Raw genomic sequence first — 22,092 nt, forward strand, 5'->3', positions numbered from 1 at the left:
TGATGTTCAGGCTCCTGACGCCGGGCTGAGTTCGTGCCAGCGCTGGCCGGCGCCGACCCCGAGGAGTCCGAAGACCGTGTTCACGGTGTTCCGGAGTCTGTCCAGTTCCAGGCAGGCTGTGCGGTGCATGGCTGTTGCTTCAGCCACGGTTGTCTTCCTGAAGGTGACGGCGTGTCCGGGCCTGGATTGCGCCAGGACATCCAGGGAGCGGCTAGTGACGACCCCCAGGACCGGATAGCCCGCCGTAACGCCCCGTCCCCGGTGCAGGACCAGCAGTTCGTCCCGGGACGGAACCTCGATGGCCCCCACCGGGACACCGCGGGAGAGGACCTCGGAGGTGAGCTGGCGTTCGGGCAGTGCGCCGCCGAGCCGGAGTCCGATGTGGTTGCTTCGGGGGCTCACGGTGTACTGCGTGGTGAAAAGCAGGTCTGCGGTGTCGCCGAATTCGGCTGCGTCCGGCCCGTCGGTGACGTCGATGACCGGGTGGGTGGTGAATTCCGGCTTTGCCAGCCCCAGCCGGAACAGGGGCAGGCCGAAGTGCGGCTGGGTGATGGGTGCGGTGGTCTTTTGCGTTGCAAGCCGGGTGCCTTCAACAAGTTTCAGTCCGAAGCCCACCACCGTGTCCGGTGCGCAACTGCCCAGCAGCGTAGGGACGGTGAAGGATCCGCGGACGGCGATGTAGGCCCGGAGACCGGTGCGGATTCCGCGGACCGTCACTGTTTCGCCGGCCCGGACGGAGACGGGCTCCCACTGGGGGCAGTCGCGGCCGCCCACCGAGAGGTCCAGCGGGGCGCCGGTCACGGCGATCAGCAGGTCCGTGGTGGCGCGCATCCTGAAGTCCAGGGCGGTGAGTTCCAGTAGCGGATCGTTGTCCCCGTTGCCGGCCAGGATGTTCGCGGCCTTGGCCGAGAACTGGTCCAGGGCCCCGTTGACGGGAAGTCCGAATGCAGGACCCTTTGTCCGGCCAAGGTCGGTGACGACAGAGTGTCCGGGCTGAAGGACGATCAGTGCCCCGGTCATGGCCGGGCCTCCAGGAACTGCCCCTCGTACTTTTCGAAGTCCTCCGCTGGAATGCGGTGGAAGCGCAGTTCATCGCCCGGGACGTAGGGCACCAGGGGTTCGCGTGCTGCGTCCAGGACCGTAAGGGGGGTCTGGCCGATGACACACCAGCCGCCTGGTGCGACGGCGGGCGCGATCACGGCCTGGCGTCCGGCCACGGAGACTGCACCGGCGGGCACGGAGAGCCGCGGGTCCTTGAGCCTGGGGACGGGGGCCGGGAAGTCTGGTCCGTCCATCATGGGCGAGCCTGCCGGCGCTCCGAGGCAGCGGATGACGTAGGTCTTGGCCGTGTGCCGGGCGATCACGTCCTGGACATCCAGGCCCTGGTGCTCTGCCACGCTTTCCAGGTCCGGCCCGTAGCTGCCCCCGTACACGACGGGTACCTCGAAGCGGCGCGGCTCGCGCAGGGTGGCGCCCACAAAGTCCAGCTGGCGCATCCCCAGGAGGATGAACGCCCTGACCTGGCGGGCGGAGGTGAGGTAGGGATCGAATTCCACCAGGACGGAGTCGTACGTGGGAACGGCGCCATGGATGCCGTCGACGCCAACGCTGGCCAGCCAGCCGGCCAGGGAGTGGACCGTGGCCCAGTTGGTTTCTGCATCGCCGGACTGTGCCACCACACGCAGGGCGGCGTCGCCCGACTCGTAGATGTCCAGCATTGTCCGGCTGGTTGTCGTTGCGGCGGCCATGGTCAGGAAACCTTTTGCGTTGCGGCGAGCACCTGTGCCAACGGGGCGATGGTGACGCCTGCGGCGATCAGTTCGCTGCGGACCAGGCGGGCAAGTTCGACGGCGCCCGGGTTGTCGCCGTGGAGCAGCACCGTGTCGGCATGGATGGCGATGTGGCTGCCGGAGACTGTTTCGATGAGTCCTTCGGTCACCATCCGCACGGTGCGCCGGACAATGGCGGAGGGGTCGTGGATCACGGCGCCGGGCCGGCTGCGCGGCACCAGAGTCCCGTCATCCTGGTAGGCGCGGTCCGCGATGCCAACGATGGCCACCCGCAGGCCGCGCTCCGCCGCCGCAGTGGCGAGTTCACCGTCCTGCGCCAGGATGATCAGCTTCGGGTCCACCCGGGCGGCGGCATCTGCCACGGCCCGGGCGTAGTCCGCACGGGTGGCCACCAGGTTGCCCAGGCGGCCGTGGGGAGCCAGGTGGGAGACGGTACCGCCGCGGTAGGCGGCAAACGCCGACAGGGCACCCAGCTGGTAGATGACGTCGTTGCGGACTTCGTCAGCCGTGAGGTCCATGGCGCGGCGGCCGAAGCCGCGAAGATCCGGGAAGCTCGGGTGGGCGCCGATGCCGACTCCCGTCCTGACACATTCAGCCACGGTGGCGTCCATGATGTCAGGGTCCCCTGCGTGGAAGCCGCAGGCGATGTTGGCGCTGGACACGATTTCCAGCAGGGCTTTGTCGTCACCGATCGAGTAGGCGCCAAAACCTTCACCAAGATCCGCTACGAGATCGACTGTGGGCATTGCGGGCCTTCCTCTGCTGGTGCTGCGGTGTAAATCAGTGTGGCATCGGGATTGGAGCCACACAAAGACGAATGCGGTATCACGCTATAGGGAACAGTTATGACCTTTTGAGGCGCCATTGGCGATCCAAAAAACTCAACCGGCCCATGTTTAATGACGCCAAGGCTGGGCTTTCCAACAAATTGTTTCCACGCTTATGCACAAAACATATGCCGGCATCAAAACCGGTGATGGCTTGGGTGGGGATAGAATGCTCTGGTCATTGGAAAGTCATCTGCAATTAACCTATGCCCGAGACTCGGATCACACAAAGACGTATTGCCTGTCCCGCCATAGCGCCAACGTATGACCCCGCATGCTGTGCCGTCCCCGGCTGGAAAAGAGGAGCGCTATGGACACCCGGAAGCTGGCGTACTTCGTGAAGATCGTCGACTCAGGAAGCATCACGAAGGCGGCCGCCGCCCTCCACGTCGCCCAGCCGGCGCTGAGCCAGCAGGTGTCGGCCCTGGAAACGGAGCTGAAGCAGCGGCTCCTGATCCGGAGCAAGCAGGGCGTGGAGCCCACGGCGGCCGGCCATACCCTGTACCGGCATGCGCAGACCATCCTGCGGCAGGTGGAGCAGGCCAGGATCGATGTGGCAGCTTCAGGAGCTGCACCTTCAGGCCGCGTCTCCATAGCAATCGCTCCCTACAGCATGGCCTCAAGCCTCACTCCGCGGATTATCCGCGAAGTAGGACGGCGCTACCCAGACATCGTGCTGCACCTGACCGAGATTTACGGCGGCGTGCTCAGCGAGGCCATCAAGAACGGGCGGCTGGACATGGCCCTCATCTATGAACCGGGGCCCATCCGGGGCGTGCAGTTCACCACCCTCATCGTCGAGGACCTGTACCTGGTGGTCAACGCCGCGCGGGAGCTTCCGGTGGACCCAGGGGCCGGCACCATCGCCCTGGAAGCGGCGGCCACCCTGGGCCTGTTCCTGCCCGAACGGATCCACACCCTGCGCCAGGTGGTGGAGGCGGGCTTCGACAGCAAGGGCCTCACGCTGCACCTGGTGGGGGAAGTGGAATCGGTGCCGTCCCTGACCAGGTTGCTGCGCAGCGACCTGGGTGCGACCATCCTGCCCAAGTCGGCCGCGGATGCACTGTTCCACGAGGAGGACTTCCGGGTCCTGCGGATCACCGGGCCTGCATTGCAGTGCAAGATCGCGCTGTGCACTCCGGACCACGAACCGCTCTCCGAGGCCGGTTCCGCCGTACTGCTGGTACTGAAGGAAATGCTCCAGGAAATGCTGCGCAGCAAATACCAGCCGCTTTCCAGCGAAAAACCCTCCGCCGCCGCGGATGCGTCATAAGCGGCCCTTATCAGGTCACGCTCCATTAGTCTTATCCATGGAATTTGCTGCGTCCTAGGATAAAAGCCATAAAGGTTCGCCAACGGCGTTTACCCGGCACAAATGATTCCCTTGGAGCCCAGCATGAAAAAGATCACCAGCCTGCAATACCGGAATTCCTCTGAACGACGGATCCAGCTCAAGGCCAGCACCGGTTCGCATTGCCCCACTAATGGCTTCTGGCGGGCCGAAGACGGCGCAGCCTCGGATCCGGTATTTGTCTTCGAGGGCAGCATGATGCCGCCGGGCAAGCGGGGATCCACCATGTGGTACCTGGACGACTCCCAGGTGGGGCCGCCTGCGTACCTTCTTCCGGGGATGAACTGAGGTGGCGTGAACCACCGCACCGCCGGCGGCCAAGAAGGCCCGGAGTTCCGAAAGGAACGCCGGGCCTCTCTGCTTTAACCCCATCAATGGGGGTGGAGCTACAGCGCAGGCTCCAATTCGGCGTCCTCCACCAGCAGGCCTTTGGCCTTCAGCACGTCGGTCAGTTTGCACAACTCGATGGTGGTGCCGCCTTCCTTATAGCGGCGGATGAGGTCGTCCTCAGCGTCCACGCGTGCCTGCGACAGCTTGATGACTTCCTCGATCTCATCCTTGCGGACCACCACCACGCCGTCGGCATCACCCAGCAGGACATCGCCCGGGTAGACAATCTCGTCGCCGAACACCAGGGGATGGTTGATCGGGCCAATGGTTTCCTTGACGGTCCCCTTGATGCAGACACTGCCGGAGAACACCGGCAATCCGAGTTCAATCAGGTCCTTGGTGTCGCGGACACCTGAATCCGTGACCATACCCGCCAGGCCTTTCGCCTTCATGGCGTTGCCCAGCACGTCGCCGAATGTCCCGGCTTCCTCGTACTCACCGGCTGCCACCAGGACAACGTCACCCTTCCGGGCGTAGTGAATGGCCACCTGAAGCATCAGATTGTCCCGCGGTGCACAGACCACGGTGACGGCGGGGCCACAGAAGGACATGCTGCGGTCAATCGGCTTGATCTTCGAACTCAGGGCACCTTTGCGGCCCTGTGCTTCATGCACTGTGGCAGAGGAGAACTTGGAAAGTCGCTGAACGGCGTCTTCGGAAGGGCGGTCGAATTTCGTTTTGACGTGGATCATGAGGTGCTCCTGTTTTGTAGAAAGCGTGGGCAGAGTAGTGGTTGGGTCAGGCCAGCGCCCTGACGGCCTTTTCGATGGCAGCGATGGCATCGTCGATCACCGGCAGCCCGGTGGCATAGGAAATCCGGAAGTAGGGGCTTAGTCCGTACGCCGATCCCTGGATGACGGCAACTGACGCCGCTTCCAGCAGGTACAGCGTGAAGTCCTCGTCGTTGCTGATCTGCCTGCCATCGGGCGTCGTCTTGCCGATGACCCCGGCGCAGTTGACGTACGCGTAAAAGGCGCCTTCCGGCGTCGCGCACTGCAGGCCGTTGACCGCGTTCAGCCCGGAGACTGCCGCATCACGCCGTTCGCGGTACACCTCCACGCTTTCGCGGACGAATGCGTGGTCTCCGGTGAGTGCCGCGGCGGCAGCCGCCTGGCTGATGGAGGACGGGCAGGAGGACATCTGGGACTGCAGCTTGTTGATGGCAGCCACCAGGGGCGCCGGTCCGCCGGCGTAACCCAGCCGCCATCCGGTCATCGCGTAGGCCTTGGAGACCCCGTTGGTGACCAGCACACGGTCCTTAAGCTCAGGGGCAACAGCCACGAGACTGGTTATGGGCTCTTCGCCGAAGTGGATCTCGTCGTAGATCTCATCGGTGAGGACATAGACGCCAGGGTGGTTCTTGAGGACCGCGGCGAGGCCTGCCAGTTCTTCGCGGGAGTAGACGGCTCCTGTGGGGTTGGAGGGCGTGTTGAGGATGACCCACTTGGTGTGCTCCGTCAGTGCGCCTGCCAGCGCCTCAGGGGTTAGTTTGAAACCGGAGTCCTCACCACAGGAAACGATGACGGGGGTGCCTTCGTTGGCGAGCACCATGTCCGGGTAGGAGACCCAGTACGGCGCGGGAATGACGACCTCGTCGCCCGGATTGAGGGTGGCCATGAACGCGGTGAAGATGACCTGCTTGCCGCCTCCCCCGATGGTGATTTCGCCGGCGGTGTAGTGCTGCCCGGTTTTGCGGTGCAGCGTCTGCAGGATGGCCTTTTGCAGTTCGGGCGTCCCGGTGACCGATGTGTACTTGGTTTCACCACGGTCGATGGCCGCGACGGCAGCGTCCTTGATGTGCTGCGGCGTGTCGAAATCCGGCTCGCCGACCGTCAGGTCCAGGATCCGGCGGCCCTCGGCCTTGAGCTCCCGGACACGGGCCGCCGCGGCAACGCTGGGTGAGGATTTGATACGGGTTACGCGTGATGCGGGCACGAATTCAGGCATGGTGTCTTCCAGGCTTCCGGTACGGATGGGGGTGGTTCATTTGAGCCTAGGGAAGGAGCCGCCCCCTTGGATAAGACCTAAAGTGCGTGGACAGATAAGCAGCCCTTATGACGGAGCACTTAGAACTTTCGCCTATTGCTCCACGCACTTTCGGTATTGCCCTGCCGGCTTGCCTGGGGCGTAGCCTGCAGGGTGGATAACGGGCCCACCGAACGCAACGCGTCCCTCCCTCCCGCGACGCCTTCAATGCGATGGGCCGAACCGCAGGAGAGGTACGCCTGCCGCCGGGAGGCCGCGCGGCATGCAAACTCAAACGGAGACAAGGAGCAGAGGTGCCCGGCAGAGAAATTCACGATCGGATACCTCCGCGTACAGCCGGCACCGGAACGGGCGCGGCCGGCGTGGCAGCGTACCGGTACCGCGGCGTCCCGAAGCCGGACCCCGCCACGGCCCGAGCCCAACAAGCCTTGGCCGTGCTGGCCCAGCTGAGGACGACCCTCGCACTTCGGTCCAGCAGGGTACGTGCCCTCACCGCCGAGTTGGGTGATTGCCTTGCCCAGGCCGTGTGCGATGGCGTGAAGGTTGCCGCGGTAGCGAAGGCCGCCGGACAGCCTGCAGCCAGTATCCGGTCTGCCGCCCTGGCACGCGGCGAACTGTACCCGTCCGGCCAAACCCGAAGCGGGCATCTTCATCTCATTGCGGGATTGGCGTCGGAGCTTGCGGCAGCCGAGGGCGCCCGGAGTGCAGCGGAAGACGAACGAACGCGGGTACTGGCTTTGGCCAGAAAATCCCGGCTCCTCGACGACTACCAACTTGCCGGGGCAAGCGGGCTCAAGTCCGACGAAATCCGCAAAATGACCAGGGGCGTCGGCTTGCGTGTAGCCCAGCCGCAGTAATCGTCCCGCCTGATCCCCGGCCGGCGGGCCGGCGGGCCTTCCGCTCTCCCATCCCCATTCCACGGCGGGCTTCCGTGTTGTCCAAGGTCTCCGGCTCGTCGACTCCAAGCCATAACGAATCGCTATGTAGGTACATAAAAGCCGACTTTGTGTGACCCATACCGCAAACGTTAACTTGATGTTTGAGGCCGGTCCGCAAAGCCGTCAACACGATTTGCGAGAGAGCTCACAGCAGGACCAACAGGACATTCCATTCAAGATCTCTTTCCGAGAGCCCAGGTTTAGCGGCAACCGGTGTTCACCCATCACCCACGGAGACGAAATGACAGAAACCACACTTCCCAGGAAGACCCCGGTCAAGGCCGCAATCGCGGCCTGGATCGGCACGACGTTGGAGTACTACGACTTCGCGGTGTATGGCACCTCGTCGGCGTTGGTTTTGAACGTGCTCTTCTTTTCACCCGATCTTCCCCAGGGCCTCAGCGTGCTGCTCGCCATGATCACCTTCGCGGTCGGCTACGCGGTACGCCCCCTCGGCGCCCTCATCCTGGGACCGCTGGGCGATCGTCGCGGCCGCAAGTTCGTCATGATGATCACACTGTTCGGCATCGGCGGCTGCACCTTCCTGATCGGGTGCCTGCCCACGTACGCCCAAATCGGTCCTCTTGCTCCGATCTTGCTCGTGCTGATCCGCGTCATCCAAGGACTGTGCCTTTCCGGTGAGCAGCCCAGTGCCATCACCATGAGCCTGGAGCATGCTTCCGAAGGCCGGCGCGGGTTCCTCGCGAGCTTCACCACCTTGGGTTCCTCCTCCGGCACGCTGCTCACTCTGCTGGTGTTCATCCCGATCGCCGCCATGCCCTCGGAGCAGTTGCTGAGCTGGGGTTGGCGGCTGCCGTTCTGGGCCTCCGCCCTCGTCGTCGTCGCTGCCTACCTGATCCGCCGCCACATCGAGGAGCCGCCGGAGTTCGTGAAGGCCCAGACCGCCAAGGTGAACGTTGCTCCCCTCCGGCATCTTCTGCGCTTCCACTGGCGTGCTGTGCTGCGGATCGTGTTCTGCGCCCTCATCGCGGGCACCAGCTACATGATGCAGACCTTCTCGGTGGCATTCGGTACCGCCGGATACAAGCTGGATAAGCCGACCATGCTCCTGACGACTACCGTCTCGGCCGTGATCGCGCTCGGCATCACACCCCTGGCTGGATTCCTTGTGGACAAGATCGGCCGCAAGACGATGTTCCTCATCGCAACGGGCGGCGTGGGCGTCACGATGGCGCCCTATCTGTGGTCAATCACGACCGGCAACTGGTCGCTGATCTTCCTGTTTGGCATCATCAACTACTCCCTTTTCTACTCGATGGTGAACGCGTCCTGGCCGTCATTCTTCGCAGAGATGTTCCCCGGCCGGCTGCGCGTCTCCGGACTCGCCCTTGGGACCCAGGTCGGCTTTGCCATCTCGGGCGTCATCGGCCCCGTTCTCTCGACAGCACTCGCTGGCCCCGACCTGAAAGATTGGGTCGGACCGTCCATGGTGGCGCTCGGGTTCATGGTCCTGGCAGGAGCCTCAGCCCTGACCGCCAAGGAGACCAAAAAGTACACCCTCAAGGAGCTCGACGAGGTGCAGCAGAGCGAACGGGAAACGTCCGTCCTCACGGCCGCGGCCATGTCCCCAACCTCAGCTGCCCGGGGCCTCGCCGGTTAGCCGAATAACGGGATGACAGGTTATCTCCCTTGAGATGATCACGGACTCGCTGTTCGTCCCACAACGTTGATTCCGTGTGAACAAGTGAAGACCTCTTAGTGACGGCACCAACAGCCAACCACTAAGGGGTCTTCCTGTTGCCGGGGCCGCCGCACCACAAATACCCACGTACCCTGGTTCCAGTCCGGAAGACCCTGGCCCGCCGCCCCAATAAGTGCTGGGATAGTGCTGGCGATGTGGAGGCGATGGCGATGGCACGGTTGGACGGGCGGATTGCGGTGGTGACCGGGGCGGCCGGCGGTATATGTAAGTCACGCTCCGGCAAGGGCCGGCCGACTGGAAAGAAGGAAACCATGTCCCTCAGCGTTGAGGAAATGAACAAGCAACTCCCGGTGGCCAACGCGCTGCCCGGCGAGGCAGTCCCGTATTACATGGCGTCCGGTGAGGGCGCACGCTACGAGATCAACGGCCAGCTGGTGACAGTTATCGCCCGCGCCGCCGATACCGGAGGGATCTTTAGCGCAGCCTACGTTTCAGGCGGCATGGGAGCCGAATCCCCCTTTGTCAGCCACAGCATCGAGCACAAGACGCTCTATGTGTTCGATGGAATCCTGCACGTCTGGCTGCCTGGCGAGAGCCGGATCCTCACGCCGGGCGACTCGGTCGTCATCCCCCCGAACACTCCGCACGCCTACCGGATGGCGAGCCACTACACCCGGTTCCTGAACTGGATGACTCCCGGCGGCGGCGAAGCCTACTACGAGCGGGTCGGCACCCCCATCGATTCGCACGTCCCGCCGGCCAGGCCCGGGCACAAGGCAAGCCTGCAGGAGCAGGCCGAGGTGGGCGCCGAGTTCGGCATCACGTTCCCCGACGTTGAGCGCGTGGCGCCGTCGTTCAAGCACGACGCCGGCTTGCCGCCCACGCAGAGCCCCTACTTCCTTAGCGCCGGCGAGGGTGAGCGACTGGCCAGCTACCAGACGATGTTCACCTACCTGTCCCGGCCCGCCAACACCGGCTCGAACTACTTCGCCGTGCACACCAAGGGCGCCAAATCCCCCTACATTCCGCTGCACTTCCACTCGCAGCACACTGAGAACTTCCTCTGCACCGAAGGCCGGATGTGGCTCTACGCCAACGGCCGCGAGATGCTGCTGACCAAGGGGGACTTTGTGCATGCCCCCGCCGGAACCGTCCACTCGTTCGCGCTCGATGCCCACAACACCCAGATGGTGGGGTTCCTGACGCCCTCGGTGTTCAACGGGTTCTTTGAGCACTTCAACAAGCCCACCGAGGACTACATCTACACCGAAGGGGGCGAACCGTACATGGACATGGAAGGCTTCGGCCGCGCCCAGGCCGAGATGGACCTGACCGTGGTGGGTCCCCCGCCGCAGCGCCGCGCAGCCCTGGACATCCCCTAAGCCGCACCACAGAAGGCCCGGACTTCCGAAAGGAAATCCGGGCCTTCCCTGTGTCACCGGGTGGTTTGCCTGACGAGTTCCCGGCCGTAGTCGTTGCCGTTGGGCGTGCGGACCACGGTGTGCATGTGGAACGGGGCAGGCTCCTCGTTGCTGAGGAACACGCCGGTGTGGTGGTCCAGCTCCAGGACCACCACGGGGCTCTGCAGCCGGAAATAGAACGCCTCCCCGCCCTCCCAGCCGCCGATCCAGCTGAAGTATGTCTCGCCGTAGTGCTCGCGGATTTCGCGGCGGCGGGCTGCTCGCGGGCCTTCCGGGAGGTAGGCGGTGAAATCGTCCACCACCGCGTCCAGCAAGGCGCGCGCCCCGGAGGGCATGTCAGCAACCCGGATGCCCTCGTACGGGATCACCCGGTTGTCCTGGAAACAGCCGCCCAGGTGCCGTTCGTCCCCGGGGTGGAGGCGGCCTTCCGGCATGGCAGGGTCCACCATTGACCCGTACACTACGGCGCCGGAGCGCAGCTCGGCTGGCAGGGCGCCCATCAGTTCCCAGGCCAGGGCGATGCGCTCCTTGAATACCTTGACGCCCCGGTGCGGGCCGGCGTCGATCATGTCCGGCTCGGCGCCCATGAACACCGGCGAGATGACCAGCTGGGTCCCCGCGACCAGGCAGTTCAGCGCCGCGTGGTGGCCAAAGAGCTGCCACCCCCACGGTTCGGTTTCTGACGGCCCGCCGTAGAGGGCGAAGTTGTAGCTGAACTCGTTCATCAGCAGCGGCAGTTCCACCAGGTCACCCAGGAAGCCGTTGATGCGCATCAGGTTCCGCACCAGTTCAAACCCTTCGGCGCTCAGGCTGGCCTCCACCACCCCAAGCACGGCGTCGCGCACCGCGGGTTCCACTTCATCGAGCCGGAGGCCGGTGTCGTGCTGCATGAACTCCGGGTTGGCCCAGCTCTGCCATTCGGGGGCGTCCACGGCATAGCTCAGCTTCCGGGCCTGATCAGTGTCCAGGGTGCCCAGGAGTTTGCGGGCCGCCGCCACCATCTGCGCGGTGGGCGCTTCTTCGCCGGGCCGTGCCGGTGCGAGCGGGTACAGGCCTTCCCGCCGGACGCCGTCGCTGGTGATCCCGGTGAAGGGCTGCGGGTAGAGCTGCTGCCACCCTTCGATCATGGGCCCGGCGAACGGGTCGGTCTTGGCAGCTTCTGCGTACTCGCGGGCGTTCAGTCCGCGGATCCCAGCGACGCGCGGGTGGTCCGGGGAGAACAGGTAGTCACGGAAGGACGGCGTCTGCACGGATGCTCCTGAAGGTCTCGAGGGAAGTGGGCGACCAGCCGGCCGCCACGGACAACGCGGCGCCTGCGGCCGCGGCGGAGTGGCCCCGCCACGCCACGTGCTGGTCCGGGCGGACCAGCAGCGTGCCGGCGCCCCATACCTGCGAAAGGTGCGTGCCGTCGTCGGCTGGTCCGACGACTGCGACGGTCACCGGAACGCCCGTCCGGGCGGCGGCCGCCAGCACCGGCTGGGCGACTTCAGCCGCGGTCGCGCCTGCCGCACCGGCGTCCATCAGCAAGGTGAATCCGGTGCCCAGATGGCTGTACAGGGAGGTGCCGTCCGCCAGCCAGGCGTGCGGCAGCAGGGCGCCGGGGGTGGCTGAGGGAAGGTAGTGGATGGGGTCCTCGGCGGGGGCTGGCAGGGCGTCCGGCACCACCAGGGTTGAGTCCGCGTACGAATAGCCGAGCACCAGGCCCAGTGAGTCGAACTCGCTCCGCTTTATGGCCAGTGCCGCATTGGCGGCCCGCCGCGCCGCGTCGCCCCGTGCCCCTGGGGCCGCGAGGTGGGTGTCCGCGAAGTGGTACGCCAGGGCCTTGCCGTTTTCGGCGGCGTCCCGGATGGTGCGGGCGGCCACCGGGCGGCGCTCCTCCCCATAGCTGGGCAGGAGTCCGGGGCCGGCCCATCCGTTGATGGCGGCGGCGAGCTTCCAGGCCAGGTTGGCGGCGTCGCCGACGCAGGTGTTGAAGCCGTGGCCGCCCCACGGCGGGTTCAGGTGTGCGGCGTCGCCCACCAGGAAGATGCCGCCGTGGCTGTACTCCGGGGCCAGCAGCATCCGGGCGGTCCACGGGTCGGTGGCCACCACGTCAATGTCCACCTCCGCGCCCACGAGGGAGCGGACCATCGCGGCGGCATCTTCCGTGGTGACGTTGACGGCGGGATCCACGCCCTGGACGATCGCCCACCAGGTGCCTTCCAGGTCCATGGGCCCCACCATGCCGGAGGTTTCGGACCCCACCACCCAGTACTGGACGGCCGGGTCCAGTGCGATGGCGGATGCCAGGGACTGCGAGCGGAACAGGATGCTGACGTTGGACAACGCCGCGGAGCCGCCCTCCAGCCGCAGCCCCAGGCTGCGGCGGACGGTGGAGGACCCGCCGTCGGCTCCGATCAGGTACTGTGCCCACAGCGTGCGGGAGGTGCCCACCGCATCAGTGACGACGACGGCGTGCGGCCCGGTGGCATCGCCGCCGGCAGGGCCGACATCGGTGACTTTCCACCCGGTCACGAACGTGACCAGGGGGTTGTCCGTTGCGGCCTTGCGGAGGACTTCCTCAAGGACCGGCTGCGGCACCTGCTGGCCGCACTCGGGTTGCGGCCCGTACCGGCCGGGGACCAGTTGGAAGGCGTTGCGGAACCGGCGCAGTTCGTGGGCGTCGGAGCCGGTGAGCCCGGTGCAGAAGATCACGTCCTGCCCGTAGTCCACCGGCAGCGGCGCCGCGCCCCGAAGCAGGTCCGCGAGCCCAAGCCGACGCAGGTGGGTCATGGTGCGGGCGTTGGTGGTCTTGGCCCGCGGCCGGGTGTGGTCCACGGCGGTGCGGGGTTCGATGACGGTGCTGGCAATGCCGCGGGAGGCGAGGTCCAATGCCAGGAAGAGCCCGCTGGGGCCGCCGCCGGCGATGAGGACCTGCGCCTCCGCCGGAAGGTCTACAGCGTGATGGGATGCGGTCATCAGGCACGGCTCCGCAGGGAAAGGTCCCCCACCGGCGTGGTCAGCGTGCCGAGCTTCTCGATCTCCACTTCCACGGTGTCGCCGGGCTGGAGTAGCCACTGCGGGGTGCGGGCATAGCCAACGCCGTCGGGGGTGCCGGTGGCGATGACGTCGCCGGGGTGCAGCGTGAACGTCTGGCTGATGAGGGCGATGATGGCGGGGACGGAGAAGATCATGTCCCGGGTGTTGCCGTTCTGGGCCTCGATACCGTTGACGCGGGTGCGGACCTGCAGGCCGTCGCGGAGGTCCCCCACCTCGTCACGGCTGACCAGGGGGCCCAGCGGCCCGCTGAAATCGCCGTTCTTGCCCAGGGTCCACTGCGAGGTGAGCTTCTGGGCCCTGCGCGAGGTGATGTCGTTGAACGTGGAGTAGCCAAAGACGGCGTCCCCGGCGGCGGATTCGTCCACTGACTCGACCCGGCGGCCGATGTATGCCGCCACTTCACCTTCCCAGTCCAGCCCGTCTTCACCGGCGGGGACGGGGACCGGGACGTTGCCCACCGACAGGGACGCCGTCCAGCGGGCGAACAGGGTGGGGTACGGGGGCAGTTCCTGGTCCTTGAAGCTGCCCTCGGCAACGTGTGCCTTGTAGTTCAGCCCGACGCAGATGACCCGGGCCGAGGCCGGGACCAGCGGCACCTCGGTGACGCTGGCGCGCTCCAGCCAGGCGCCGGCGTCGGACCCTTCACTGCCTGCCGCGCCGGCAACCAGGCCCGCGGCCTTGTCCTGCCAGCCCTCGGCGTCGGCCCAGAAGCCGGGGACGGGTGCGAGCGGGAGGACGCGGGAACCGGCGAGGGTGGCTGCCCAGGGTTCGCCGTGGTGGGTGATGCCGATGAACTGCATGGGGGCCTTTCAGGTCCGGTTCCCGGAGTGCGCGTACACACCGGGCAAGGGTTGGCAAATCAGTGCAGGTCCGCCTGGCGGCGGAAGAACTCGATGGTGGCGGCGGTGGCCTGTTCCGCGGCCGTGGTGCTGCGGTCCGGGAGCTGCCACATGTGGTCCGCGTCCTCCAGCAGGAGGAGGTCGACGACGTTTCCGGCGGTTTCCAGCGCGGCGGCGAAGGTGGTGGACTGTTCTACGGGGACGAAGCGGTCGGCCGTGCCATGGATCAGCAGGAACGGCGGCGCGTCCGGATGCACGTAGGTGAGGGGGCTCGCTGCCGCGGCTTTCGCGGGGGCCTCCGCCGGCTGCGCCCCGAGCAGGAGGGCCTCGCGGGAGCCGGGGTCATCGGCGGTGGCGACGGCGTCCGGCCGGGCCTGGGACCCCATGGTCGCAAGGTCAGTGGGCGGGTACCAGGCCACGACGCCGGCCACTTGGCTGTCCCCGTCAGCGTCGGGGCTACGGGCCGGGTCCACAAATTCCGCGCTTCCTGACGTCAGGCCGAGGAGGCTGGCCAGGTGGCCGCCGGCGGAGTCACCCCAGGCGTAGATCCGGTCCGGGTCCACCCCATACCCGGCAGCGTGGGCCCGGAGCCAGCGGACGGCTGCTTTGGCGTCCAGCAGCTGCGCCGGGAAGGTGGCGGTGTCCGTCAGGCGGTAGTCGGCCGAGGCCACCACGAAGCCGGCGGCCGCGAGCTGCTCAATAGGGCTGAGGCGGAAGCCGTCCACGCCAGGTCCCAGGGAGGACCGCTCCCCCGTCCGCCAGCCGCCGCCGTGGAAATGGACGACGGCCGGGAGGCCGGCCTGGCGGCTGCCCGCGCCTGCCGCAGGCACCGCCGCCGGAAGGTAAAGGTCCAGCAGCAGCGGGTCCGCGTTCTGTGGCCGGCCGAACTCGATCCCCCGGAGGATCCGCAGTGCCGTCATCGTTGACTCCATGTGTGCCGCGCCGTTTCTGTCCTGTTGCCTCTGTCCCGGCGTTGCCGGGCGCCGGACCAGGGTGGTCCGCGTTCATGGACTCAACTGTGGGGCATGGGCGGGTCCGGATGCGCGGGTGGTTTCACTGAATGAAACTGGTTCGCTGAGGACCGAACGGTGACTGGCAGGAGCCCGGGGTTGACCCCGACGATTCGGTCAGCGTGTTTCCTGCGCCTGTGCCTGGTCCTTCAACGGACGCCTGGCCAGCCACGCCGCAACGATGGCGCCGGAGATGTTGTGCCACAGGGAGAAAACGGCGGACGGGAGTGCAGCGAGCGGGGTGAAGTGCGCGATGGCCAGCGTCGATGCAAGGCCGGAGTTCTGCATCCCCACTTCGAACGCCAGGGCACGGCGGGCCTTGTCGTCCAGGCGGCCCAGCTTGCCGGCCAGGTAGCCCAGGCCCAGGCCGAAACCGTTGTGGAGCACCACGGCAAGGAACACGATGGCACCGGCGTCGAGGATCTTGTTGGCGCTGCCGGCCATCACGATGGCCACGATGAGGGAGATCACGACGGCGGAGGCCCAGGGCAGCGCGGGCAGCACCTTCGCGACGAGCTTCTTGAGGAACAGCCGGGCCAGCAGTCCGGCGACCACGGGCAGGAGCACCGTCTTGACGATGTCCAGCACCATGCCGGCGGCGTCGATCTGCAGGTAGGAGCCGGCCAGGAACAGGACCAGCAGCGGCGTGACGATCGGGGCGATCAGGGTTGAAACGGAGGCGACGGCGACCGAGAGGGCCACGTCGCCCTTGGCCAGGAACGCCATCACGTTGGAAGCGGTTCCGGAGGGTGCGCAGCCCACCAGGATGACACCGACGGCGAGTTCAGGGCTGAGGTTGAGGGCTCCGGCGATGAGCCAGCCGGCACCGGGCATGATGACGTAGTGCGCCACGATTCCGAGGGCCACCGCCCACGGCCGCTTGGCCACCGCCGCGAAATCCGGCGGGGTCAGGGTCAGGCCCATGCAGAACATGATGATGCCCAGCAGGTAGGGCACGCCCTGTCCCATGGGCTTGAAGACTCCGGGGAGCAGGAAGCCGGCGATGCCTGCGGCCACCACCAGGAGCGGGAATACCGTCACCGCGATGCGGGCGATCCGGCTCTCCGCTTCCAGCGCAGGGTTGGCGGGTGCCCCGTCCGGGGAATTCTGGGGTTTAGTTGCCTCAAGCATCCAATCATGGTGACACCGGCTGGCACGGCTCCGCCAATTGATGACCGGGAAGGGTAACAACGGCGGGGCCCTGCCGCGCCAGGACGTCCACCCGTCAGAGCTGTTTGCGGAGCTCCATCTTGCGGATCTTTCCGCTGGCTGTGCGGGGCATCTCGGCCACCACCACCAGGGACTTGGGGATCTTGTACCGGGCCAGCCGGCCGTCGAGGAAGCTCCGCAGCTGCTCCTCCGTCAGCGATTCGCCCTCGCGCAGGGTCACGATCGCCTGCGGAACCTCGCCCCATTTGTCATCCGGAACGCCGATAACGGCCACGCTCCCTACGGCGCTGTGCTCGGCGATGACAGCCTCCACCTCGGCCGGGTAGATGTTCTCCCCGCCGGAGATGATCATGTCCTTGAGCCGGTCGGAGACAAACAGGAAGCCTTCCCCGTCCCGGTAGCCCATGTCACCGGAGCGGAACCAGGCCCCGTCCGCGTAGCTGGCGGCGGTGGCCTCTGGCCGGTTCCAGTACTCCTTGATCACGTTGGGCCCGGAGATCTGGATCTCCCCCACCTCCCCGGGAGCCACGGCGCCGCCCATGGGATCGGCGATCCGGACGTCCGTGAAGAAGTGCGGAAGGCCCGCCGAACCGGCCTTCTCCCGTGACCGCGCCACGGGGAGCATGGTGACTCCCGGCGCTGTTTCGGTCATGCCGTAGCAGCTGGTGAACCCGATGCCGCGGTCCTCGTACGCATCCAGGACCCGGCGGGGAATGGCGGAGCCGCCGCACGTGATCTTGTCCAGGGAGCTGAGGTCCGCCCCTTCCCAGCCCGGGTGCTCGCAGAGCAGCTGGAACGTGGTGGGCACCCCGTTGAGGGTGGTCACCTTGTGCTGCTCGACCAGTTCCAGGACCCTGGCGGGATCGAACTTGGCCTCCAGCACCACGGTGGCGCCCTTCAGGAGCATCGGCAGCAGGCCCATGTCCAGCGATGCCACATGGAACAACGGTGAGATCATCAGTGCCACGTCGTTGCGGTTCAGGTCCATGTCCACGATGGTGTTGATGCAGTTCCACGTGATGTTCCCGTGGGTCAGGAGCGCACCCTTGGGTTTCCCGGTGGTCCCCGAGGTATAGAGGATCATTGCCCCGTCATCGTGCCCCACCGGCACGTCGGGGTGGTCCGGCGCCCCCGCCTGCAGCGCCTCTTCGTAGGGTGCCACCTCACAGGGAACGACGGCGGCGGGTGAGGTGCCGCCGGAAGGTTCCGTCCCGCCGTCGGCCGCCATCACCAGGCGGTGGGTGACCCCTGTCCCCTCCACCGCGGCGGAAGCGGACGGTTCCAGGGCGCCGGCGTTGACCAGGAGCCGGGCCCCGGAATCCTCCAGCTGGAACTGAAGTTCAGGCGGAGCCAGCCGGGTGTTGAGCGGCACGAAGATGGCACCGAGCAGACCGCAGGCAAAGAACGTTTCCACGAAGGACGGGTGGTTCTCGCCTAGGTACGCCACCCGGTCCCCCTTGACCACTCCGCGGCCCCGGAGTGCGTTGGCCAGGCGGTCGGCCCGCTCGGCCAGTTCCTCGTAGCCAAGGGTGCTGGTTCCGGAAATGAGGGCTGCCTTGGAACCTGATTTGTGCCGGCGGCGCTGCAGCCAGGATCCAACTCCGTTGTTGTCCATGGTTCTCCTAACGGACCGTGGTGAGGTCGTTGTTCTTAGATTCCCGCGTCAGGGCGATGAAGACAATCGATACGAGGGCCATGACGGACAGGAACACCACCACCGGAACGATGCTCTGGCCGGAATCCTTATAGAGACCGGCGATGATGCCCGGGGTGAACCCTGCGCCGATGAGGGTGGCCAGCTGGTACCCCACCGCGGCACCGGTGTAGCGGGACGTGGTGCCGAACTGTTCGGACACGAACGCTGCCAGCGGCCCGTACAGGGATGAGTGCAGGACCAGCGCCACGGTAAATGCCACGAAGACCAAGCCGACATTGCCGGAGCCCAGCATGCCGAACATCGGGAACAGGTAGGCGATGAACAGGGCCAGGCCGGCGATCATCACGGGCCGGCGGCCGAACCGGTCTGACAGGCGGCCGCCCAGGAGGACGAAGACGATGGAGATGGCCGAGGCCCCGGCGAACGCGTACAGCACACCTTGCTGGGGTGCGCCCTTGGAGACGGCATAGGTGACCGAGAAGGTGGGCAGCACCACCTGCAGGCCGAACCCGGCGGCGCCGGCGAACATGATCATGATCAGCGCTTTGGGCCGGCGCAGCACCTCAAGGAGCGGGATCTTGCGCTTGGTGCCGGCCTGGGCCTCCTCCTGGGCCACCGCTTCGGCGAAAATGGGGCTTTCCGAGACCCGGAGGCGGACGAACATGCCCACGATCAGGAGCACAAAGGACAGCAGGAACGGCACCCGCCAGCCCCAGGCAAGGAAAGCGTCCTGCGGAAGGGCTGAGAAGGCACCCATCACCAGGGTGCCCAGCACGGCGCCGGTAGGCGCGCCGGCGTTGACGAACGACGCCGCGAAGCCGCGCCGTTTCGGGTCCGCGTGCTCCAGTGCCATGAGCGCGGCGCCGCCCCATTCACCGCCGACGGCGATGCCCTGGCAGACCCGCAGGAGCACCAGGATCACGGCGCCCCACGGCCCGATGACGCCGGCGCCCGGGATCAGGCCGATGAGGGTGGAGGCGATGCCCATCATGGCCATCGAGATGATCAGCATCCCCTTGCGGCCCACCTTGTCACCGAAGTGGCCGAAGATGACGCCGCCCAGCGGCCTGGCCACGTACCCGGCGGCGAAGGTGGCGTAGGCCGCCACCACGCCCACCCATTCGTCCGTGCCGGCGAAGAAGACCTTGGGGAAGGCCACCGCTGCGGCCGTGGCGTACAACAGGAAGTCGTAGAACTCGATGGTGCTGCCCAAATAGCTGGACAGGATGACCGTGCGCGCTTCCTTGCGCTTGGCGGCCGTGCCCGCGGGTGCGAGCGTGGTATGTCCGGACATGGCTGTTCCTAAAGACGGAGGAATGTGGGGTTTTTGGGGTTGCCTGAGGCGGCGGCGCCGGAGGGCGCAGCCTGGGTTTGGATCGGCTGTTACTGGTTGAAGCGGCTTACTTGTAGAAGCGGGCCAGGAATTCGGCGACGACGGCGGGCCGTTCCTGGCCTTCGATCTCGATGGTGGCGTTGACCTTGATCTGGGCGCCGCCCTTGACCTCGGTGACGTCGGCGATGGTGGCCTGCATGCGGACCTTGGAGCCGACCTTCACCGGGGAGGTGAAGCGGACCTTGTCCAGGCCGTAGTTGACCTTGGTGGTGACGCCGTCGACGTCGAACAGCTCTCCCCAGAACGGGATGATCAGCGACAGGGTGAGGAAGCCGTGCGCGATGGGGGCGCCGAACGGGCCGTCTTTGGCGCGTTCGGGGTCGGTGTGGATCCACTGCTGGTCGTCGGTGGCGTCCGCGAACTGGTTGATCTGGTCCTGGGTGATCTGGCGGTAGTCGGTGGTGCCGAGGTCCTTGCCGGACAGGGTGAGCAGGGTGTCGAAATCGACGACGAGATTGGGCATCGTTGCCTCCTGGCAGTTGTTTGTTGGGTGAAGAAGTAGTGGTTCAGCGGGTGAAGGCGCTTTCGCCCGTGAGGGCGCGGCCGATGATGAGGGCGTTGATCTCGTGGGTGCCTTCGTAGGAGTAGACGGCCTCGGCGTCGGCGTGGAACCGCGCGACGTCGGCCGCGAGGGTGATGCCGTTTCCGCCCACCACTTCGCGGGCCAGCGCTACGGTGTCGCGCATGAACAGGGATGTCTGCATCTTGGCCAGGGCCGAGTCCTGGTCGCGGTAAATGCCTTTGGCCTGCTGCTCGGTGAGCCTGACCACCAGGGACAGGCTGGCCGTGACGTTCCCCAGCATGCGGGCCAGTTTCTCCTGGACCAGCTGGAAGGAACCCAGGGTGCGTCCGAACTGACGGCGTTCGTTGACGTAGGCAAGGGCTGCCTCGAAGGCACCTGCGGCTATTCCGGTGGCGATCCAGGCGACGTCCGAGCGCATGGCCCGGAGCATCGCCGCGACGTCCCTGAACGAGTCCACGTTGTGCAGCCGCATGGACTCGTGAACACGGACGCCTTCCAACGTGATGTGGGCGTTCTGCATCATCCGCAGGGCCGTCTTCCCGTGGATCTTCTCCAGCGTGACCCCGTCGGCCTCCCGGTCCACGAGGAAGGCCTTGACCTGCCCGTCGGCTGCATCCCTGGCGAAGACGGCCAGGACGTCCGCGGTGGCGGCGCCGCCGATCCAGCGCTTGGCGCCGTCAAGGATCCAGCCGTCCCCTTCACGGCGTGCGGTGGTGGAGAGGCCGCCGGCGATGTCCGATCCATGCTCGGGCTCGGTCAGGGAGAAGACGCCCTTGAGCGAGAAGTCGATGACCCGGGGCATCCACTCGCGCTGCTGCTCCGCCGAGGCGCCCACCCGGATGGCGGTGCGGAACAGGCCGGCCTGGGCGGTGTACCAGGTGGCCAGCGAGGCATCAGTGCGGGCAAGTTCGAAGATCCGGAAGCCCTGGTAGATTCCGCGCGCGGGCCCGTCTTTGGTGAGTTCCGCAGGTTCCATCAGGTCCAGGTCGATCAGCGGCCGGGCGAGCTGCTCCGGAAATTCGCCGCGCTCCCAGTACTCAGCCAGCAGGGGTTTTGCTTCCCGGTCCAGGAACTCCCGCAGCCGGGCCAGGACCCGGCGCTCGTCCTGTGTGAGCAGGCACTCGGCGTCGTACCAGTCCGCTGCCTCGTAGAGCCGGGCACCCACGCCCGCAGCCGTCGTCGTGCTGCTGGTGCCCATCTCAGCCACCCAGCCCGAGGAGGCGCACCGCGTTGTCCTTGAGGATCTTGGGCCGGACCTCGTCCTTCAGGGACAGGCCCGCGAAGGCACCGAGCCATTTCTGCGGGGTGATCAGCGGGAAGTCGGTGCCGAACAGCACTTTGTCCTGCAGGTAGGAATTGGAAGCCTTCACCAAGGACTCCGGAAAGTACTTGGGCGACCAGCCGGAGAGGTCGATGAAGACGTTGGCCTTGTGCGTGGCGATGGAGTTTGCCTCGTCCTGCCACGGTACTGAGGGGTGGGCCATGATGATCTGCAGGCCCGGGAAGTCCGCGGCCACGGCGTCCAGCAGCAGGGGGTTGGAGTAGGCGAGCTTGATGCCGTACCCGCCGGGCAGGCCCGCGCCCATGCCGTTCTGGCCCGTGTGGAAGATGGCCGGCAGCCCGAGTTCCTGGAGGGTCTCCCACAGCGGGTAGAACCGTTCATTTGAGGGGTCGAAGCCCTGCAGGGACGGGTGGAACTTGAAGCCGCGGGCGCCGAGTTCAATGGCCTGGTGCTTTGCTCCGGCGATGGCGTCTTCGCCGGTGCGTGGATCGACGCTGCCGAACGGGATCAGGACGTCGTTGTTCCGGGCGGCGCCGGCGATGAGCTCCGGGATGCTGTTGGGTTCGTGCTTGAGCTGGGTGCGGGCGTCCACGGTGAAGACGACGGCGGCCATGTTCAGTTCGCGGTACACCTCGGCGATGCGGTCCAGGGAGGGGGTGCGGTCCTCGGCCTTGAAGTATTTGGCGGAGGCCTCGGTCAGTTCCTCGGGCAGGGAGCCGTGGCCGCAGCTGTCCACCTCGAGGTGGACGTGCATGTCGATGGCGTCGAGCTTGCTGGCGTCGACGTCCAGCTCGTAGCGGTCCGTTGCCATGA

At 66.4% G+C, this 22,092-nt stretch carries 20 protein-coding genes; 5 read left to right on the forward strand and 15 right to left on the reverse strand.

The window, feature by feature from the left end:
- Positions 1 to 6: 6 nt before the first annotated feature.
- From DC347_RS16150 to DC347_RS16160, 3 genes are read right to left on the reverse strand one after another with little or no spacing between them, the layout of a single operon-like run.
- Entirely contained in the window at positions 7 to 1,020 is a 1,014-nt protein-coding gene (locus DC347_RS16150) for a biotin-dependent carboxyltransferase family protein (RefSeq protein ID WP_109863659.1), read from the reverse strand.
- On the reverse strand, positions 1,017 to 1,748 hold the full coding sequence (locus DC347_RS16155) for an allophanate hydrolase subunit 1 (protein ID WP_109863660.1): 732 nt from the start codon (positions 1,746 to 1,748) through the stop codon (positions 1,017 to 1,019). Before DC347_RS16155 ends, DC347_RS16150 begins: the two co-directional genes overlap by 4 nt.
- 2 nt (positions 1,749 to 1,750) lie before the next feature.
- Positions 1,751 to 2,536, reverse strand: a complete 786-nt coding sequence (locus DC347_RS16160; RefSeq protein ID WP_109863661.1) for a LamB/YcsF family protein — start codon at positions 2,534 to 2,536, stop codon at positions 1,751 to 1,753.
- Between the two features lie 391 nt (positions 2,537 to 2,927).
- Between DC347_RS16160 and nac the strand changes: the two genes are divergently transcribed.
- Positions 2,928 to 3,890 carry a nitrogen assimilation transcriptional regulator NAC gene (gene nac / locus DC347_RS16165; protein WP_018763288.1) on the forward strand — a complete coding sequence of 321 codons (963 nt, stop codon included), beginning with the start codon at positions 2,928 to 2,930 and terminating at the stop codon, positions 3,888 to 3,890.
- A gap of 123 nt (positions 3,891 to 4,013) precedes the next feature.
- Positions 4,014 to 4,256 carry a hypothetical protein gene (locus tag DC347_RS16170; RefSeq protein ID WP_018763287.1) on the forward strand — a complete coding sequence of 81 codons (243 nt, stop codon included), beginning with the start codon at positions 4,014 to 4,016 and terminating at the stop codon, positions 4,254 to 4,256.
- Between the two features lie 98 nt (positions 4,257 to 4,354).
- Here the strand turns inward: DC347_RS16170 and DC347_RS16175 are convergent, their stop codons facing one another.
- Entirely contained in the window at positions 4,355 to 5,050 is a 696-nt protein-coding gene (locus tag DC347_RS16175; protein WP_018763286.1) for a 4-carboxy-4-hydroxy-2-oxoadipate aldolase/oxaloacetate decarboxylase, read from the reverse strand.
- A 46-nt stretch (positions 5,051 to 5,096) separates the two neighbouring features.
- A complete protein-coding gene (locus tag DC347_RS16180; RefSeq protein WP_109863662.1) occupies positions 5,097 to 6,305 on the reverse strand; it encodes an aspartate transaminase in 1,209 nt (402 codons plus the stop codon).
- 332 nt (positions 6,306 to 6,637) lie between these two features.
- On the opposite strand from DC347_RS16180, the gene DC347_RS16185 reads away from it, so the two are divergent.
- The 3 genes from DC347_RS16185 to DC347_RS16195 all read left to right on the forward strand — a co-directional run bounded on the left by DC347_RS16185 (position 6,638) and on the right by DC347_RS16195 (position 10,327).
- The gene (locus DC347_RS16185; RefSeq protein ID WP_240617826.1) at positions 6,638 to 7,201 is read left to right on the forward strand and encodes a hypothetical protein; all 564 of its coding nucleotides are present in this window, start codon (positions 6,638 to 6,640) and stop codon (positions 7,199 to 7,201) included.
- A gap of 322 nt (positions 7,202 to 7,523) precedes the next feature.
- On the forward strand, positions 7,524 to 8,903 hold the full coding sequence (locus DC347_RS16190) for an MFS transporter (protein ID WP_109863664.1): 1,380 nt from the start codon (positions 7,524 to 7,526) through the stop codon (positions 8,901 to 8,903).
- A 353-nt stretch (positions 8,904 to 9,256) separates the two neighbouring features.
- On the forward strand, positions 9,257 to 10,327 hold the full coding sequence (locus DC347_RS16195; protein ID WP_109863665.1) for a quercetin 2,3-dioxygenase: 1,071 nt from the start codon (positions 9,257 to 9,259) through the stop codon (positions 10,325 to 10,327).
- A gap of 53 nt (positions 10,328 to 10,380) precedes the next feature.
- Here DC347_RS16195 and DC347_RS16200 read toward each other — a convergent pair whose 3' ends face one another.
- The 10 genes from DC347_RS16200 to DC347_RS16245 all read right to left on the reverse strand — a co-directional run bounded on the left by DC347_RS16200 (position 10,381) and on the right by DC347_RS16245 (position 22,090).
- Complete coding sequence (locus DC347_RS16200; RefSeq protein WP_109863666.1) at positions 10,381 to 11,616, reverse strand: DUF3500 domain-containing protein; 1,236 nt, start codon at positions 11,614 to 11,616, stop codon at positions 10,381 to 10,383.
- Complete coding sequence (locus DC347_RS16205; RefSeq protein ID WP_109863667.1) at positions 11,594 to 13,324, reverse strand: FAD-dependent monooxygenase; 1,731 nt, start codon at positions 13,322 to 13,324, stop codon at positions 11,594 to 11,596. The genes DC347_RS16200 and DC347_RS16205 overlap by 23 nt, the downstream gene beginning before the upstream one ends.
- Complete coding sequence (locus DC347_RS16210; RefSeq protein ID WP_109863668.1) at positions 13,324 to 14,205, reverse strand: fumarylacetoacetate hydrolase family protein; 882 nt, start codon at positions 14,203 to 14,205, stop codon at positions 13,324 to 13,326. Before DC347_RS16210 ends, DC347_RS16205 begins: the two co-directional genes overlap by 1 nt.
- Positions 14,206 to 14,264: 59 nt before the next feature.
- The gene (locus tag DC347_RS16215) at positions 14,265 to 15,164 is read right to left on the reverse strand and encodes an alpha/beta hydrolase (protein WP_240617828.1); all 900 of its coding nucleotides are present in this window, start codon (positions 15,162 to 15,164) and stop codon (positions 14,265 to 14,267) included.
- Positions 15,165 to 15,371: 207 nt separating this feature from the next.
- Entirely contained in the window at positions 15,372 to 16,385 is a 1,014-nt protein-coding gene (locus tag DC347_RS16220; protein ID WP_109863670.1) for a bile acid:sodium symporter family protein, read from the reverse strand.
- A gap of 94 nt (positions 16,386 to 16,479) precedes the next feature.
- A complete protein-coding gene (gene menE, locus DC347_RS16225; RefSeq protein WP_109863671.1) occupies positions 16,480 to 18,039 on the reverse strand; it encodes an o-succinylbenzoate--CoA ligase in 1,560 nt (519 codons plus the stop codon).
- Positions 18,040 to 18,046: 7 nt separating this feature from the next.
- The gene (locus DC347_RS16230; protein ID WP_109863672.1) at positions 18,047 to 19,375 is read right to left on the reverse strand and encodes an MFS transporter; all 1,329 of its coding nucleotides are present in this window, start codon (positions 19,373 to 19,375) and stop codon (positions 18,047 to 18,049) included.
- A 106-nt stretch (positions 19,376 to 19,481) separates the two neighbouring features.
- Entirely contained in the window at positions 19,482 to 19,937 is a 456-nt protein-coding gene (locus tag DC347_RS16235) for a MaoC family dehydratase (protein WP_018763272.1), read from the reverse strand.
- Positions 19,938 to 19,980: 43 nt separating this feature from the next.
- Positions 19,981 to 21,195 carry an acyl-CoA dehydrogenase family protein gene (locus tag DC347_RS16240; RefSeq protein WP_109863673.1) on the reverse strand — a complete coding sequence of 405 codons (1,215 nt, stop codon included), beginning with the start codon at positions 21,193 to 21,195 and terminating at the stop codon, positions 19,981 to 19,983.
- Between the two features lies 1 nt (position 21,196).
- The gene (locus DC347_RS16245; protein WP_109863674.1) at positions 21,197 to 22,090 is read right to left on the reverse strand and encodes an amidohydrolase family protein; all 894 of its coding nucleotides are present in this window, start codon (positions 22,088 to 22,090) and stop codon (positions 21,197 to 21,199) included.
- Positions 22,091 to 22,092 lie beyond the last annotated feature (2 nt).

The sequence above is a fragment of the Pseudarthrobacter sp. AG30 genome, assembly GCF_003116525.1.
Lineage (GTDB): Bacteria > Actinomycetota > Actinomycetes > Actinomycetales > Micrococcaceae > Arthrobacter.

Coding starts and splice junctions, on each gene's coding strand:
- menE (WP_109863671.1), bottom strand. CDS start 18,039: ATGGACAACAACGGAGTTGGATCCTGGCTGCAGCGCCGCCGGCACAAA.
- DC347_RS16210 (WP_109863668.1), bottom strand. CDS start 14,205: ATGCAGTTCATCGGCATCACCCACCACGGCGAACCCTGGGCAGCCACC.
- DC347_RS16170 (WP_018763287.1), top strand. CDS start 4,014: ATGAAAAAGATCACCAGCCTGCAATACCGGAATTCCTCTGAACGACGG.
- nac (WP_018763288.1), top strand. CDS start 2,928: ATGGACACCCGGAAGCTGGCGTACTTCGTGAAGATCGTCGACTCAGGA.
- DC347_RS16160 (WP_109863661.1), bottom strand. CDS start 2,536: ATGCCCACAGTCGATCTCGTAGCGGATCTTGGTGAAGGTTTTGGCGCC.
- DC347_RS16190 (WP_109863664.1), top strand. CDS start 7,524: ATGACAGAAACCACACTTCCCAGGAAGACCCCGGTCAAGGCCGCAATC.
- DC347_RS16195 (WP_109863665.1), top strand. CDS start 9,257: ATGTCCCTCAGCGTTGAGGAAATGAACAAGCAACTCCCGGTGGCCAAC.
- DC347_RS16245 (WP_109863674.1), bottom strand. CDS start 22,090: ATGGCAACGGACCGCTACGAGCTGGACGTCGACGCCAGCAAGCTCGAC.
- DC347_RS16230 (WP_109863672.1), bottom strand. CDS start 19,375: ATGTCCGGACATACCACGCTCGCACCCGCGGGCACGGCCGCCAAGCGC.
- DC347_RS16235 (WP_018763272.1), bottom strand. CDS start 19,937: ATGCCCAATCTCGTCGTCGATTTCGACACCCTGCTCACCCTGTCCGGC.
- DC347_RS16205 (WP_109863667.1), bottom strand. CDS start 13,324: ATGACCGCATCCCATCACGCTGTAGACCTTCCGGCGGAGGCGCAGGTC.
- DC347_RS16180 (WP_109863662.1), bottom strand. CDS start 6,305: ATGCCTGAATTCGTGCCCGCATCACGCGTAACCCGTATCAAATCCTCA.
- DC347_RS16155 (WP_109863660.1), bottom strand. CDS start 1,748: ATGGCCGCCGCAACGACAACCAGCCGGACAATGCTGGACATCTACGAG.
- DC347_RS16175 (WP_018763286.1), bottom strand. CDS start 5,050: ATGATCCACGTCAAAACGAAATTCGACCGCCCTTCCGAAGACGCCGTT.
- DC347_RS16240 (WP_109863673.1), bottom strand. CDS start 21,195: ATGGGCACCAGCAGCACGACGACGGCTGCGGGCGTGGGTGCCCGGCTC.
- DC347_RS16220 (WP_109863670.1), bottom strand. CDS start 16,385: ATGCTTGAGGCAACTAAACCCCAGAATTCCCCGGACGGGGCACCCGCC.
- DC347_RS16215 (WP_240617828.1), bottom strand. CDS start 15,164: ATGACGGCACTGCGGATCCTCCGGGGGATCGAGTTCGGCCGGCCACAG.
- DC347_RS16150 (WP_109863659.1), bottom strand. CDS start 1,020: ATGACCGGGGCACTGATCGTCCTTCAGCCCGGACACTCTGTCGTCACC.